The organism is Pseudomonas lyxosi, assembly GCF_047758685.1.
GTDB classification, from domain to species: Bacteria; Pseudomonadota; Gammaproteobacteria; order Pseudomonadales; family Pseudomonadaceae; genus Aquipseudomonas; species Aquipseudomonas lyxosi.
This window is the reverse complement of record NZ_CP180481.1, coordinates 4,337,339-4,352,245: the sequence shown is the minus strand read 5'-3', so window position 1 is coordinate 4,352,245 and position 14,907 is coordinate 4,337,339. Positions and strand designations below refer to the sequence as shown.

At 60.5% G+C, this 14,907-nt stretch carries 13 protein-coding genes; 4 read left to right on the top strand and 9 right to left on the bottom strand.

Annotated elements, in window-relative coordinates:
* Positions 1-88: 88 nt before the first annotated feature.
* From ACMXYI_RS20130 to ACMXYI_RS20115, 4 genes are all read left to right on the top strand, one after another.
* Positions 89-1,387, top strand: a complete 1,299-nt coding sequence (locus ACMXYI_RS20130; RefSeq protein WP_415768745.1) for an OprD family porin — start codon at positions 89-91, stop codon at positions 1,385-1,387.
* A gap of 329 nt (positions 1,388-1,716) precedes the next feature.
* Complete coding sequence (locus tag ACMXYI_RS20125; protein ID WP_415768744.1) at positions 1,717-2,541, top strand: NAD-dependent epimerase/dehydratase family protein; 825 nt, start codon at positions 1,717-1,719, stop codon at positions 2,539-2,541.
* 53 nt (positions 2,542-2,594) lie between these two features.
* A complete protein-coding gene (locus ACMXYI_RS20120) occupies positions 2,595-3,482 on the top strand; it encodes an SMP-30/gluconolactonase/LRE family protein (protein WP_415768743.1) in 888 nt (295 codons plus the stop codon).
* A 181-nt stretch (positions 3,483-3,663) separates the two neighbouring features.
* Positions 3,664-4,539 carry an aldose 1-epimerase gene (locus ACMXYI_RS20115; RefSeq protein WP_415768742.1) on the top strand — a complete coding sequence of 292 codons (876 nt, stop codon included), beginning with the start codon at positions 3,664-3,666 and terminating at the stop codon, positions 4,537-4,539.
* Here ACMXYI_RS20115 and ACMXYI_RS20110 read toward each other — a convergent pair.
* The 9 genes from ACMXYI_RS20110 to ACMXYI_RS20070 form a co-directional block, all read right to left on the bottom strand.
* Complete coding sequence (locus ACMXYI_RS20110; RefSeq protein WP_415768741.1) at positions 4,518-6,251, bottom strand: hybrid sensor histidine kinase/response regulator; 1,734 nt, start codon at positions 6,249-6,251, stop codon at positions 4,518-4,520. The two genes, ACMXYI_RS20115 and ACMXYI_RS20110, sit on opposite strands and share 22 nt — an antisense overlap.
* The gene (ercA, locus tag ACMXYI_RS20105) at positions 6,235-7,398 is read right to left on the bottom strand and encodes an alcohol dehydrogenase-like regulatory protein ErcA (RefSeq protein ID WP_415768740.1); all 1,164 of its coding nucleotides are present in this window, start codon (positions 7,396-7,398) and stop codon (positions 6,235-6,237) included. Before ercA ends, ACMXYI_RS20110 begins: the two co-directional genes overlap by 17 nt.
* Before the next feature lie 235 nt (positions 7,399-7,633).
* A complete protein-coding gene (gene pqqE / locus ACMXYI_RS20100; RefSeq protein WP_415768739.1) occupies positions 7,634-8,776 on the bottom strand; it encodes a pyrroloquinoline quinone biosynthesis protein PqqE in 1,143 nt (380 codons plus the stop codon).
* A complete protein-coding gene (pqqD, locus tag ACMXYI_RS20095; RefSeq protein WP_415768738.1) occupies positions 8,754-9,026 on the bottom strand; it encodes a pyrroloquinoline quinone biosynthesis peptide chaperone PqqD in 273 nt (90 codons plus the stop codon). Before pqqD ends, pqqE begins: the two co-directional genes overlap by 23 nt.
* Positions 9,023-9,775, bottom strand: coding sequence for a pyrroloquinoline-quinone synthase PqqC (pqqC, locus tag ACMXYI_RS20090; protein ID WP_415768737.1), 753 nt, complete (start codon positions 9,773-9,775; stop codon positions 9,023-9,025). Before pqqC ends, pqqD begins: the two co-directional genes overlap by 4 nt.
* 115 nt (positions 9,776-9,890) lie before the next feature.
* Positions 9,891-10,805 carry a pyrroloquinoline quinone biosynthesis protein PqqB gene (gene pqqB / locus ACMXYI_RS20085; RefSeq protein WP_415768736.1) on the bottom strand — a complete coding sequence of 305 codons (915 nt, stop codon included), beginning with the start codon at positions 10,803-10,805 and terminating at the stop codon, positions 9,891-9,893.
* A gap of 55 nt (positions 10,806-10,860) precedes the next feature.
* On the bottom strand, positions 10,861-10,932 hold the full coding sequence (gene pqqA, locus ACMXYI_RS20080) for a pyrroloquinoline quinone precursor peptide PqqA (protein ID WP_003253598.1): 72 nt from the start codon (positions 10,930-10,932) through the stop codon (positions 10,861-10,863).
* A 254-nt stretch (positions 10,933-11,186) separates the two neighbouring features.
* Complete coding sequence (gene exaC / locus ACMXYI_RS20075) at positions 11,187-12,707, bottom strand: acetaldehyde dehydrogenase ExaC (protein ID WP_095128184.1); 1,521 nt, start codon at positions 12,705-12,707, stop codon at positions 11,187-11,189.
* A gap of 240 nt (positions 12,708-12,947) precedes the next feature.
* Positions 12,948-14,723, bottom strand: coding sequence for a PQQ-dependent methanol/ethanol family dehydrogenase (locus ACMXYI_RS20070; protein ID WP_415768735.1), 1,776 nt, complete (start codon positions 14,721-14,723; stop codon positions 12,948-12,950).
* Between the last annotated feature and the right edge of the window lie 184 nt (positions 14,724-14,907).

Genomic DNA, 14,907 nt, shown 5'->3' with positions numbered 1-14,907 from the left:
CCCGTAACACTTGCAAATAATCCGCCCCGATGTTGTACGACGACGTATAACAAAAAATAAAAACAACAAGAAACACGGGAGCGTCACTGTGAGCAAGCTCGTCCGCAATTCCTCCGTCTGCCCCCCTCGCCCAACCTTCGCACGCCGTCACACCCTGAGCCTGATCGGTTGCGGCAGCCTGGCCCTCGCCCTGCCCATGACCAGTCATGCCGAAGGTTTCGTCGATGACGCCAAAGCCACGCTGAACCTGCGCAACTTCTACATCAACCGCAATTTCACGAACCCGGCCTACCCGCAGGGCAAGGCTGAAGAGTGGACGCAAAGCTTCATCCTCGATGCCAAATCCGGATTCACCCAGGGCCCCGTCGGTTTCGGCATGGATGTGCTGGGCCTGTACTCGGAAAAACTCGACGGTGGCAAAGGCACGGGCGGCACCTCGTTGCTGCCGATTCATGACGACGGCCGCCCGGCCGACAATTTCGGGCGCCTGGGTGTGGCGCTGAAAGGGAAAGTCTCGAAAACCGAATTGAAAGTCGGCGAATGGATGCCTGTGTTGCCGATCCTGCGCTCCGACGACGGCCGCTCCCTGCCGCAAACCTTCCGTGGTGGTCAGGTGACGTCCACCGAGATCAGTGGCCTGACGCTCTACGGCGGCCAGTTCCGCGCCAACAGCCCGCGCAACGATGCGAGCATGGAAGACATGTTCATGAACGGCAAATCCGCTGCCTTCACCTCGGACCGTTTCAACTTTGGCGGCGGTGAATATGCGTTCAACGAAAAACGCACCCAGGTCGGCATCTGGCACGCGCAACTCAGCGACATTTATCAGCAGCAGTATTTCAACCTGAGCCACAGCCAGCCCATCGGCGACTGGACCCTCGGTGCCAATCTTGGCTACTTCATCGGCAAGGAAGACGGCAGCGCCCTGGCCGGCGATCTCGACAACAAAACCGCGTTCGCCATGCTCTCGGCCAAATACGGCGGCAGCACCTTCTTTGTCGGCCTGCAAAAACTCACCGGCGACGATGTCTGGATGCGGGTCAACGGCACCAGCGGCGGCACCCTGGCCAACGACAGTTACAACTCCAGCTACGACAACGCCAAGGAAAGATCCTGGCAGCTGCGCCACGACTACAATTTTGTGGCGCTCGGCATTCCCGGCCTGACAATGATGAACCGCTACATCAGCGGCGATAACGTGCACACAGGCACCATCACCGACGGCAAAGAATGGGGCCGCGAGTCAGAACTGGCTTACACCGTGCAGAGCGGCGCGCTGAAGAACCTCAACGTCAAATGGCGTAATGCGTCCATCCGCAAGGACTTCAGCACCAACGAATTCGACGAAAACCGCATTATCATCAACTACCCGCTCTCGTTGTTGTAAGGCGGGTATTACGACAAGGTTGAATCCCCCAATTTGTGCCAAAACTCACTCTTTGTAGCAGCTGGCGAAGCCTGCGTTCGGCTGCGGAGCAGTCGTAAACCCTGCGCACGTGATTTTCCTGATGCACCGCGTCGGTTGATTTTACGTCTGCTGCGCAGCCGAACGCAGGCTTCGCCAGCTGCTACATCGATCGCCGGGCGACCAGACCCTCCGTCAATTTCAACCGATGACGCGTTGACAACGACCTGAGACCTTAACGATACTTCGATCTAGTCGTACGACAACCTACAACGAATCCAATAACAATAACCGCTTGTGCAGGGACTTCCATGACAACCATTCCTACAGCCCGTGCCCCTTTTAATCGCCTGCTTCTGACCGGTGCCGCCGGTGGCCTCGGCAAAGTCCTGCGCGAACGCCTGCGGCCCTACGCCAATGTGATTCGCCTGTCGGATATCGCTGACATCGCCCCGGCCATCGATGACCGTGAAGAAGTCGTGCCCTGCGACCTGGCAGACAAGCAAGCAGTCCATCAGCTGGTTGAAGGTGTGGACGCGATCCTGCACTTCGGTGGCGTATCGACGGAGCACTCGTTCGAAGAGATCCTCGGCGCCAACATCTGCGGCGTGTTCCACATCTATGAAGCTGCTCGCCGCCATGGTGTGAAGCGGGTGATTTTCGCCAGTTCCAACCACGTGATCGGCTTCTATAAGCAGGATGAAGTCATCGACGCCCACTCCCCTCGCCGCCCGGACAGCTACTACGGTTTGTCCAAGTCCTACGGCGAAGACATGGCCAGTTTCTACTTCGATCGCTACGGCATCGAGACCGTCAGCGTGCGCATCGGCTCCTCGTTCGCTGAGCCGCTCAACCGCCGAATGATGAGCACCTGGTTGAGCTTCGGCGACCTGACTCAATTGCTCGAATGCGCGCTGTACGCCCCCAATGTCGGCCACACCGTGGTCTACGGCATGTCCGACAACAAGAACGTCTGGTGGGACAACCGTTTCGCCAGCGGCCTGGGTTATGAACCTCAGGACAGCTCCGAAGTGTTCCGCGAAAAAGTCGAAGCCCAACCGATGCCGGCCGCTGATGACCCGGCACGGGTCTACCAGGGTGGTGCGTTTGTCGCGTCCGGCCCGTTCGGCGACTGAACCCGCGAACCTCACTTGATCCCAACAACAAAAATCCGAGGGGATGAGTTGTCATGCAAGCCGAATTGATTGTCGATGCCCGTAACGCAGTCGGTGAATGCCCGGTCTGGGTCCCCGAGGAAAATGCCCTGTATTGGGTTGATATTCCCGTCGGAGGCCTGCAACGCTGGAGCGCCGAAACCGGCCATGTTCACGCCTGGACAGCACCGGAGATGCTCGCCTGCATTGCACGTCACAGCAACGGCGGCTGGGTTGCCGGGATGGAAAGCGGGCTCTTTCATCTGCACCCGCATAACGATGGCAGCCTCGACAGCAACCTCCTGGCTCCGGTCGAACACGCCCGCACAGATATGCGCCTGAACGATGGTCGCTGCGATCGTCAGGGGCGCTTCTGGGCCGGCAGCATGGTGCTGAACATGGGCGCCAATGCTGCCGACGGCACGCTTTACCGTTACAGCGCCGGGCAACGCGGGCCACTCGAGGCGCAACTCAGCGGGTTTATCGTGCCCAACGGCCTGGGTTTCAGCCCGGACGGGCGGACGATGTACCTGTCTGACTCTCATCCCCTGGTCCAGCAAATCTGGGCCTTTGATTACGACATCGACAGCGGCACGCCGTCCAACCGGCGGCTGTTTGTCGACATGCATCAGTTCCTTGGTCGTCCCGATGGGGCGGCGGTCGATGCCGAAGGCGGCTACTGGATTTGCGCCAATGACGCCGGGCTGATTCACCGTTTCACTCCGGACGGCCGACTGGACCGTTCCCTCGCCGTACCGGTGAAAAAACCGAGCATGTGCGCCTTCGGTGGCAGTCGTCTAGACACGCTGTTCGTGACCTCGATCCGCCCCGGTGACGACCATGACGAACAGTCACTGGCCGGCGGTGTGTTCGCCCTCAATCCCGGGGTGAAAGGTTTACCGGAGCCGTTGTTCCAGGGATGAACCAGGTCCCCTGTAGCAGCTGCCGAAGGCTGCGTTCGGCTGCGAAGCAGTCGTAAAACCATACGGCGCGGTGTATCAGGAAAATCGCATTCACCGGATTGACGACTGCTTCGCAGCCGAACGCAGCCTTCGGCAGCTGCTACAAGGCTCGGCGGTGTTCTCACATCAGAGCTCAATTGAAATGACGCCAACATTGCTGAACCTCGAAGACGAACTCACCCACCTCACCCTCGCCCCGGAACTCGGTGGCAGCATCGTCAACTGGAGCGTGCGCAGCACGGGGCTGCCGTTGTTGCGCCACAGTGACGCTCACGCGCTGAACACCGGTCTGCCGGGCAAACTCGGGTGTTTTCCCTTGGCACCGTGGTCGAACCGAATTTCCGAAGGTGGCTTTGAATGCCCCGAGGGCTGGCTGGCACTGACTCCCAACAGCCTCACCGATCCCCTGCCGATTCACGGCAGTGCCTGGCAACAGTCGTGGCAGGTGGTTTCGCAGACGCGCGATGAAGTCATCCTGCAACTCGACAGCACTACGCCCTTCGCTTACCGCGCCCGGCAACGATTCCATCTGAGCGAAGGCAAGCTGAGACTTGATCTAAAGGTCACCCATCTGGCCGAAAGCCCTGCCTGGCATGGGCTCGGTTTGCATCCTTACTTTCCGCGTACCACGGGCACCCAGTTGCAAGCGCAAGCCCGGCAAGTCTGGTTGTGTGACAGGACCAAACTGCCGACACACCTCAGTGCATTACCAGCCGAATGGGATTTCCAGTCACTCAAGGGGTTGCCCGACACATTGGTCGACAACGGCTTCTGCGAATGGGACGGCCACTGCCTGATCCGCCAGCCGGCGTTGGGCTATGAGCTGGAATGCCGGGCCACCGGCAGCGATTACTTCCTGCTCTACTGCCCGGTGGGCCTGGATTTTTTCTGTATCGAACCGGTGAGCCACCCGGTCAACGCGCATCACCTGCCCGGTCGGCCAGGACTGCGTTTGCTGGAGCAAGGCGAGTCAGCCGAACTCGGTTTCAGCTTGCACTATCGCTCCCCCAGCAACTGACTCAGCACCGCGCGCAACTTGCCGGGTTTCACCGGTTTGTTCAGCAGCGGTGCGTCGAGTTTCTGCAATGAGCGCCGGCACTGATCCGTGCGGTCGGCAGTGATGATGACCGCCGGAATCACCTGCTTGTAATGCTCTCGCAGATGCCTGACCACATCACAGCCCACCACCCCATGATCGAGGTGGTAGTCCGCCAGAATCAGTTCCGGCGGTCGCCCCTGCAAGGCGGCCAGTGCGGAGAATTCATCAGTGGCCGTGACCACCTCGCAGCCCCATTGCCCGAGCAGCGCGCTCATGCTTTCGAGGATACTCACTTCGTTGTCCAGCACCAGCAAACGTCGGCCCGGCAACGGATTTCCGGTGCCCGGCAGTGGTGCCGCCAGGCTGATCGGCAGCGGTATCTCATGGGAGATCGGCACGTCGATGCTGAACATCGAACCGCGTCCCGGTAATGAATGAACCTGGATTCTGTAACCGAGAATCTTGGCGATGCGTTCAACGATGGCCAGCCCCAGGCCCACACCCTTGCGATCGGCAGCACGTCCGACGTCCAGTTGGTTGAACTCGAGGAAAATCGAATCCAACCGGTCCGCCGCGATCCCGCGCCCGGTGTCCCAGACTTCCAGGCGTAGCATTTCACCCCGGCGTCTGGCACCCAGCAGGATGCTGCCCTCGTCGGTGTAGCGGCAGGCGTTGCTGAGGAAGTTGCGCAAGATCCGCGTCATCAGGCGCAAGTCCGTGCTGATGGCGTAATCGCCCATGTGCACCCGCAGGTTCAACCCTTCAGCCTGGGCCACTGACTGGAATTCCGACACCAGCGGCGCGAGCAATTCATCGAGGCGGTACAGCGCAATGTCCGGTTTGACCGCCGCCTGATCGAGCCGGGAAATATCCAGCAAATCGGTGAGCAAATCCTCCGCCCCTTCCAGCGCCTGGTGAGTACGCTCAACCAGCACCTGTTCGACGTCGGGCAGCTTGCGCTCGCGCAAGGTCGAGATCAGCAAACGCGCGGCATTGAGCGGTTGCAGCAGGTCATGACTGGCGGCGGCGAGGTATTTGTCCTTGCTGCGGTTGGCGGCCTCGGCGGCGTCCCGGGCATCGCGCAAGGCTTGGGCAATCTGTTTACGCTGGGTGATCTGCTGTTGCAGGTTGCGGTTGGCTTCCAGCAACTCGTCGGTGCGCGCGGTGACGCGCTGCTCCAGTTCGTCGTTGAGTTGCTGCAGACGTTGCTGGGCGAGTTTGCGTTCGGTGATGTCGGCGACAAAACCTTCCACCAGCCCTTCCTGATCGGGCTTGAGCAACAGGTTCATCAGCACGTCGAGGCTGCTGCCATCCTTGCGTCGCAATTGGGTTTCGTAGCCAAGCAGGCTGCGCTCGCGCTTGAGCAGTTCACCGATGTTTTCCAGTTCTTGAGCGCCGCCGACAAACAGGTTGCTCGCCAGGTCGGCCAGTGAGAACAGCACCTCTTGCGGGTCCTGATAGCCGAGCATCCGCGCCAGTGCCGGGTTGGCGGCACGCATGCCTTCCAGGAGGCTGGCCTGGAAGATCCCGTGGACCGCGTTTTCGAACAGCCATTTGTAGCGATTGCGCTCGGCTTCCAGCTCGTCGAGGCGCGCAGCCAGTTCAGGGTAATGACTCTTGCGCGCCGAGTGGCTGCCTAATCCCAGTAACCCCGCCAGCGCCCGTTGCTGTTCGTCAGAGGGCTTCGCCATAGACGACCTCGACATCACGCTGACTGGACTCGCGCGGGTTGGTCAGAATGCACGGGTCGTGCATGGCGTGTTGCGACAGGAACGGAATGTCCGCGGTGCTGACTCCGTGCAGTCCGAGGGTTTCGTGGAAGCCGATCGCATGTTTCAGGGCGATCAGATGTTCTACCAGACGTCCGCAAATCTGCCGGTGATTCAAGCCACGGCAATCGATGCCAAAGGTCTCGGCGATCACCTTGAAGCGTTCTGGTGCCGAGTTGTAGTTGAACGCCACCACATGTTCCACCAACACCGCGTTGCACAGTCCATGAGGCAAATCGAGAAAGCCACCGAGGCTGTGAGACATGGCGTGCACTGCGCCGAGGATCGCGTTGGAGAACGCCAGCCCGGCCTGCATGCTGCCGAGCATGATTTTCTCGCGCAGGGCGATGTCGTTCGGGTTGGCGATCATCTGCACCAGGTTGCCGTTGATCAGGCGCATCGCCTCCAGCGCATGGGGATCGGTCAACGGCCCGTGACCGGTGGAAACAAACGCTTCGATGGCATGCACCAACGCATCGATGCCGGTACAGGCCGACAGGAACGGGTCCATGCTCAGGGTGGTTTCCGGGTCGATCAGCGACACGTCCGGCACCACCGCCTTACTGACGATGGAAAACTTCATGCGTTCTTGCTGGTTGGAGATGATCACGAATTGCGAGACATCGGCTGAGGTGCCGGCGGTGGTCGGAATCAGGATCAGCGGCGGACTCGGGACGCGGATGGTGTCCACGCCTTCGAATTCGAGGATGCTGCGCCCATGGGCGACGACAATGCCGATGCCTTTGCCGCAATCCATCGGGCTGCCGCCACCGACGGCCACGATCACATCGCAATGATTTTCCCGGTACAGATCGGCGCCGAGCATCACTTCTTCGACCCGCGGGTTGGGCGAGACCGCGCTGTACAGGACGTACTCGATGCCCTGGGCTTGCAGGCTGGCCTCAACATCGGCGACCCAACCGGCCGCAATCACACCGGGATCGCTGACCAGCAGCACCTTGCGGGCGCCAAAGGTTTTGGCGCAATTGCCGACGTTGTGCCGGCAGCCGGCACCAAAGATGATTTCAGGCGAAACGAATTTACGCAGCTGGCTGAGACTCTGGCTCATTGGAAAGCCTGTTTTTATTGTTTTGGAAGGTAACGTCCACACTAAAGCATCCGGCTGTGAATGCAATCAGACCAATGGGTAGCAAGTCGCGGTGTACCTAAATCTGATATCCACCGCAAATCCCTGTGGGAGCGGGCTTGCCCGCGATGACTGAGTGTCAGGCGACTCACTGTTCACTGGAAGTAAGCCATCGCGGGCAAGCCCGCTCCCACAGGGATCTGTGTCAACTCTAGATTCATCCGCGATAGATCAATCGCGAAGCCTTCTCGTTACGCAACGTCAGGTGTTCCATGCCCAACCCCGGTGCGTCGGCTTCCTCGCGAGCCTTGAGAATCACACCGTGGTGCGGGGATTTGCTGCACACCGGATCAGCGTTGGCGGCGTCACCGGTCAGCATGAATGCCTGGCAGCGGCAGCCGCCAAGATCCTTGTGCTTTTCATCGCAGGAGCGGCACGGCTCCTTCATCCAGTCATCGCCACGAAAGCGATTGAAACCGAAAGAATCAGTCCAGATGTGCTCGATGCTGTGCTCGCGCACATTGGGAAACTGCACCGGCAACTGTCGAGCGCTGTGGCAAGGCAATGCCGTACCGTCCGGAGTGACGTCGAGAAACAGATTGGCCCAACCGTTCATGCAGGTCTTGGGGCGTTCTTCGTAGTAATCCGGGGTGACGAAGATCAGCTTGCACGGGTGGCCCTGCGCTTCAAGACGCTCGCGGTATTCGTTGGTGATGCGCTCGGCGCGCTGCAATTGTTCGCGCGTGGGCAACAGGCCGACGCGGTTGAGCTCGGCCCAGCCGTAGAACTGGCAGGTGGCCAATTCGACGAAATCCGCCTCCAGTTCCAGGCACAAGTCGATGATCTGCGCGATCTGGTCGATGTTGTGCCGATGGGTGACGAAGTTCAGCACCATCGGGTAGCCCTGGGCCTTTACTGCACGGGCCATCGCGAGTTTCTGGGCGAAGGCCTTGCGCGAGCCGGCGAGCATGTTGTTCACCGTTTCGTCGGCGGCCTGGAAGCTGATCTGGATATGGTCCAGCCCCGCGACCTTGAAATCGCGCACCTTCTGCTCGGTCAGGCCGATGCCCGAGGTGATCAGGTTGGTGTAGTAACCCATGTCCCGGGCGGCCTTGATCAGCTCGGCCAGGTCCTGGCGAACCAACGGTTCACCGCCGGAAAAACCCAGTTGCGCAGCGCCCATCTCCCGCGCTTCGCGGAACACCCGGATCCACTCTTCGGTGCTCAACTCTTCGCCTGATTGGGCGAAGTCCAGCGGGTTGGAGCAATACGGGCATTGCAGCGGGCAACGATAGGTCAGCTCCGCCAACAGCCACAGCGGCGGGCCCGGGCGTGAGTCATTCGATCCAGAATTGAGCATGGGCCACCTCCAGAAACGCCAGCACATCTTCGTCGATCCCCGGTACACCGGGGAAATTCGCGGACAGTTGATCAATGATCGCTGCAACGCTGCGCTGGCCGTCCACCAGATCGAGGATCTGCCCGGCACTGGTGTTGAGTTTGATCATGCCTTCGGGGTACAGCAGCACGTGACAGTCCTGACGAGGCTCCCATTGCAGGCGAAAACCCTGACGCAGCGACGGTGATTGCTCGCGGTTGATCAGGCTCACAGGGCAATCCCCCGGTGCCAGACGTTCGAGGGGGTGACGGTGTGATACGGCGGGCGCTCCAGCTCGTAGGCCATGCTCATGGCGTCGAGCATGCTCCACAGCACGTCGAGCTTGAATTGCAGGATTTCCAGCATGCGTTGCTGGCCTTCGACCGTGACGTAGTGCGCCAGGGTGATGCGCAAGCCATGCTCGACATCCCGTCGTGCCTGACTCAGGCGATTACGGAAATAGTCGTAACCGCCGACGTCGATCCACGGGTAATGGGCCGGCCAGGCATCGAGCCGGGATTGGTGGATCTGTGGCGCAAACAGCTCGGTCAGCGAACTGCTGGCGGCTTCCTGCCAACAGGCGCGACGGGCGAAATTGACGTAGGCGTCCACGGCGAAACGGACACCGGGCAGCACCAATTCCTGTGAAAGGATTTGCTCGCGGTCCAGCCCCACCGCTTCGCCCAGCCGCAGCCAGGCTTCGATCCCGCCTTCGCTGCCGGGTGCACCGTCGTGATCGAGTATTCGTTGCAACCATTCCCGGCGCACATCGCGGTCCGGGCAGTTGGCGAGAATCGCGGCGTCCTTCAGGGGGATGTTCACCTGGTAATAGAAGCGATTGGCGACCCAGCCTTGAATCTGCTCGCGGGTTGACCGCCCGGCATACATGGCTTGGTGGAACGGATGATGGATGTGGTAATAGGCGCCTTTGGCGCGCAGGGCCGCTTCGAATTCGGTAGGGGACATTGGGGTGTCAGTCATTGCGGTTCTCCGGGAAATCTGCGGTGTCTGGTCTGGCGTCTTCGCGAGCAGGCTCGCTCCCACAGGGGAATGCGATCCACTGTGGGAGCGAGCCTGCTCGCGAAAGGGCCCTCCGCTACAGCTCAATACTCATGCCGTCGAACGCCACTTCGATCCCGCGCCGATCCAGCAGCGCCCGCTCGGCCGAGTCTTCATCGAGGATCGGGTTGGTGTTGTTGATGTGGATCAGCACCTTGCGCTGGCGGGTGAAGCCTTCAAGGATCTCGAGCATGCCGCCAGGACCGCTTTGCGACAGGTGACCCATTTCACTGCCCAGGTTCTGGCCGACTTCGCAGACTCGCATCTCGTCGTCGCGCCACAAGGTGCCGTCCAGCAACAGGCAATCGGCGCGTTGCATCCAACCCAGAACCTCGTCGTCGACTTGTCCCAGGCCCGGCGCGTAGAACAGCGACGCACCGCTGCGCCGGTCTTCGACAAACAATCCGACGGTGTCGCCCGGCTGTGGATTGCCGCGATTGGGCGAGTACGGCGGTGCGTTGCTGACCAAGGGGATCGCGCGAAATCGCAGGTGTGCGCAAGCCGGGATGCTGAAGGGCTCGCGGTCGAGCGCGACCGGTTGCCACTGCAACCCGCCGTTCCAGTGTTTGAGCATGGTGAACAGCGGGAAGCCGCTGCTCAGGTCTTCATGGACCCGTTCGGTGCACCAGACCTGATGCGGGCAACCTTCGCGCAGACTCAACAGGCCGGTGCAATGGTCGATCTGGCTGTCCATCAGGACGACGCCAGCAATCGCGGTATCACGCACCCGGCGCGCCGGTTGCAGCGGCGCGAAACTCTCGAGTTGCGCGCGAATGTCCGGTGAAGCATTGCACAGCACCCAATCCACACCGTTGTCGCTCAGGGCAATCGAGGACTGGGTGCGCCGTTGGGCCCGCAGGCTGCCATTGCGCATCGCGGCGCACTGGCGGCAGTTGCAATTCCATTGCGGAAAACCACCGCCAGCGGCGGATCCGAGAACGCGAATGTGCATGGGCAATGCTCCAGAAGGCAGGCCCGGCCAACGTAACGACTGGCCGGGTGAACAATCAGCGGTTGGCGAAATACATCGTCACTTCGAAGCCAATGCGCAGATCGGTAAACGCGGGTTTAGTCCACATGGGTCAATCCTCTTCTTATGCCGGACGATTCCGGTGAAGCCATTAATGCACGGGGCGCCAGGCACCCGAATGCTACTTTCGAACGAGGTGGCGGCGTGCATTGGTAGGGGGTACTGCGCGGTTTTTTAGTACACACAAAACCAATGTGGGAGCGAGCTTGCTCGCGATGGCGGCGTGACAGTCAACATCAATGTTGAATGTACTGGCCTCATCGCGAGCAAGCTCGCTCCCACAGGTTCTTCATCTTGCGGAGGTTAGAAGAACCCCATCGGATTGATGTCGTAGCTCACCAGCAGGTTTTTGGTCTGCTGATAGTGGTCGAGCATCATCTTGTGGTTTTCACGACCGACACCGGATTTTTTGTAGCCACCAAACGCGGCGTGGGCCGGGTACAGGTGGTAGCAGTTGGTCCAGACACGCCCGGCCTTGATCGCCCGGCCCATGCGGTAGGCACGGTTGATGTCGCGGGTCCACAGACCGGCGCCGAGGCCGAACTCGCTGTCGTTGGCAATCGCCAGGGCTTCGGCTTCGTCCTTGAAGGTGGTGATACCCACCACCGGGCCGAAGATTTCTTCCTGGAACACGCGCATTTTGTTGTGGCCCTTGAGCAGGGTCGGCTGAATGTAATAACCCGTCGACAAGTCGCCCTCAAGACGCTCGGCCGCGCCGCCGGTGAGCAGCTCGGCGCCCTCTTCCTGAGCGATTTTCAGGTACGAGAGGATCTTGTCGTATTGCTGCTCGGACGCCTGGGCGCCGACCATGGTTTCGGTGTCCAGCGGGTTGCCGCGCTTGATCTTGACGATCTTCTTCATCACCACTTTCATGAAGTCGTCGTAGATCGACTCCTGCACCAGCGCTCGCGATGGACAGGTGCAGACTTCGCCCTGGTTGAAGAACGCCAGCACCAGACCTTCGGCAGCCTTCTCGATGAACTGTGGCTCGGCTTGCATGATGTCTTCGAAGAAGATGTTCGGCGACTTACCGCCCAGTTCGACAGTGCTCGGAATGATGTTCTCGGCCGCGCATTTCATGATGTGCGCGCCAATCGGGGTGGAACCGGTGAAGGCGATCTTGGCAATGCGCTTGCTGGTGGCCAGTGCCTCACCCGCTTCGCGACCGAAGCCCTGAACGATGTTCAGCACGCCGGGTGGCAGCAAGTCGGCGATCAGCTCGGCGAAGACCATGATCGACAGCGGCGTTTGCTCGGCGGGCTTGAGCACCACGCAGTTACCGGCGGCCAGGGCCGGGGCGAGTTTCCAGGCGGCCATCAGCAGCGGGAAGTTCCACGGAATGATCTGACCGACCACGCCCAACGGCTCGTGGAAGTGATAGGCGGTGGTCAGCTCATTGATCTCGGCGGCACCGCCCTCTTGGGCGCGAATGCAACCAGCGAAGTAACGGAAATGGTCGGCGGCCAGCGGCACGTCGGCATTCAGGGTTTCGCGCACGGCTTTGCCGTTGTCCCAGGTTTCGGTGACGGCGAGGATTTCCAGGTTCTGCTCGATGCGGTCAGCGATTTTCAGCAGCACCAGGGAGCGGTCCTGCGCTGAGGTCTTGCCCCAGGCATCAGCCGCGGCATGCGCTGCGTCGAGGGCTTTTTCGATGTCAGCGGCGCTGGAGCGAGGAAATTCGGCGATCACTTCACCGGTGACCGGCGAAGAGTTGGTGAAGTACTCACCATTGACCGGGGCGACGAACTCGCCGCCGATGAAATTGCCGTAGCGCGGTTTAAACGTAACGACGGCGCCAGGTGTACCAGGTTGTGCGTAGATCATGGTGGGCCTCTGTCTGGGTCGATGCCTGTCGGGCAAACAGGCGATGAACCGATAGTAGAGAGCCCTGCGCGTCAGACGAATGCGCCGTTGGCAGGAGGACTCTCGTTATTTGGTAGTAGATGATCGTTCCCACGCTCTGCGTGGGAATGCCTCAACGGACGCTCTGCGTTCGGCTCTTGGGACGCAGAGCGTCCCGGGCTGCATTCCCACGCGGAGCGTGGGAACGATCAGTGGCAGCAATCAGTGCTTGGCGACCAGGTCTTTCGGCAGTTTGAAGGTCCAGAGCATGCCGCCCTGGTTGAAGTCCTTGATGCGCTTGGCCACTTCGCCGCCCCACAGCGGTACGGCGCCGCCCCAACCGGAGAGAACCGAGACGTACTGTTCGCCGTCCATTTCCCAGGTCACAGGCGAGCCGAGTACGCCGGAGCCGGTCTGGAATTCCCAGACTTTCTCGCCGGTCTTGGCATTGAACGCTTGCAAGAAACCTTCCGGCGTACCGGTGAACACCAGGTTGCCCTTGGTGGTCAGCACTCCGCCCCACAACGGCGCGAAGTTCTTGTGGCGCCAGACTTCCTTGCCGGTTTTCGGGTCGATGGCGCGCAACACGCCGATGTAGTCTTCATTCAGCGGTTTGATGGTGAAACCGGCACCGAGGAACGCCGCGCCTTTTTTGTAGGCGATGCCTTCGTTCCAGATGTCCATGCCCCACTCGTTGGATGGCACGTAGAACAGTCCGGTGTCCTTGTTGTAGGCCATCGGCATCCAGTTTTTCGCGCCGAGGAACGCCGGGGCTACGAATACCGAACTGCCTTTGGCTTCGGTGCCGGGCGCGCCAGGACGGCTGGCTTCGTTGTAGATCGGCCGGCCCTCTTTATCCAGGCCGGTGGCCCAGGTGATCTTGTCCACGAACGGGAAGCCGCGAATGAATTTGCCGTTGGTGCGGTCCAGCACGTAGAAGAAGCCGTTACGGTCAGCGGTCGCGGCGGCTTTGATCTCTTTGCCGCCTTCGGTGTAGTTGAACGAGACCAGCTCGTTTACGCCGTCATAGTCCCAGCCGTCGTGAGGCGTGCTCTGGAAGTGCCACTTGATGGTGCCGTCGTCCGGATTGAGCGCCAGACGCGACGAGGAGTAGAGGTTGTCGCCAGGACGCAGGTGCGAGTTCCACGGCGCCGGGTTGCCGGTGCCGAACAGCAGCAGATTGGTTTCAGGGTCGTAGTAACCGCCCAGCCAAGGCGCCGCGCCGCCGGTTTTCCAGAGGTCGCCGGGCCAGGTCTTGCCGGCTTCGCCGCCGGAGATGCCGTTCTCTACCGCTTTGCCGTCCTTGTAGGTGTAGCCCATGTGGCCTTCTACGGTTGGACGGGTCCACAGCAGGTCGCCGTTTTTCGGGTCGTAGGCTTCGATTTTGCCAACCACCCCGAACTCGCCACCGGCGACACCTGTGATCAGTTTGCCGTTGATCACCAACGGCGCGGCGCTGATGGAATAGCCTTCCTTGTGGTCGGCGACTTTCTTGCTCCAGACGACTTTGCCGGTGTCTTTGTTCAGGGCCACGAGCTTGGCGTCGAGGGTGCCGAAGATCACCAGGTCGCCGTACAGCGCGACACCACGGTTGATCACGTCGCAGCAAGGACGGATGTCATCGGGCAGGCGCGCATCGTATTGCCAGAGTTTCTTGCCGGTGCGCGCATCCACCGCAAACACCCGCGAGTAGGAACCGGTCATGTACATCACGCCGTCCTTGATCATCGGCTGTGCTTGCTGACCGCGTTGTTTTTCACCGCCGAAGGAGAATGCCCAGACCGGCCGCAAATCCTTCACGTTGTTGACATTGAGCGTGTCCAGCGGACTGTAGCGTTGACCCTGGACGCCCAGACCGTTGGTGACGATCTGCTCCGGGTTCTTGGGGTCCTGGAGGATGTCTTTATCAGTGACGCCGGCCAATGCGGAGCCAGACAACAGCATGGCACTGAGCAGCACACTCAAGACGAAGGGTTGGCGACGTGCGGGTTGGGTCATGACGGCTACCTCTGCAGTTTTTGTTATACCCGGGAAATTTTCCCGGTCTGGTGCTGATTCTTGGGCGCCGCCGCCCTTGGAACAATTGCCCGCAGTGCTGAGATTGCTAGTTCCTTAGTACCGGGTCGGATGATGCCAACGAGTTAGGGTTCACCTCGACCTGTAGCAGCTGGCGAAGCCTGCG

Bases quoted from the DNA above. Each gene is read 5' to 3' on its own strand.
- pqqC (WP_415768737.1), bottom strand. From the start codon at position 9,775: ATGACTGACACCCCAATGTCCCCTACCGAATTCGAAGCGGCCCTGCGC.
- exaC (WP_095128184.1), bottom strand. From the start codon at position 12,707: ATGATCTACGCACAACCTGGTACACCTGGCGCCGTCGTTACGTTTAAA.
- ercA (WP_415768740.1), bottom strand. From the start codon at position 7,398: ATGAGCCAGAGTCTCAGCCAGCTGCGTAAATTCGTTTCGCCTGAAATC.
- ACMXYI_RS20120 (WP_415768743.1), top strand. From the start codon at position 2,595: ATGCAAGCCGAATTGATTGTCGATGCCCGTAACGCAGTCGGTGAATGC.
- ACMXYI_RS20125 (WP_415768744.1), top strand. From the start codon at position 1,717: ATGACAACCATTCCTACAGCCCGTGCCCCTTTTAATCGCCTGCTTCTG.
- ACMXYI_RS20115 (WP_415768742.1), top strand. From the start codon at position 3,664: ATGACGCCAACATTGCTGAACCTCGAAGACGAACTCACCCACCTCACC.
- ACMXYI_RS20070 (WP_415768735.1), bottom strand. From the start codon at position 14,723: ATGACCCAACCCGCACGTCGCCAACCCTTCGTCTTGAGTGTGCTGCTC.
- pqqE (WP_415768739.1), bottom strand. From the start codon at position 8,776: ATGCTCAATTCTGGATCGAATGACTCACGCCCGGGCCCGCCGCTGTGG.
- ACMXYI_RS20110 (WP_415768741.1), bottom strand. From the start codon at position 6,251: ATGGCGAAGCCCTCTGACGAACAGCAACGGGCGCTGGCGGGGTTACTG.
- pqqB (WP_415768736.1), bottom strand. From the start codon at position 10,805: ATGCACATTCGCGTTCTCGGATCCGCCGCTGGCGGTGGTTTTCCGCAA.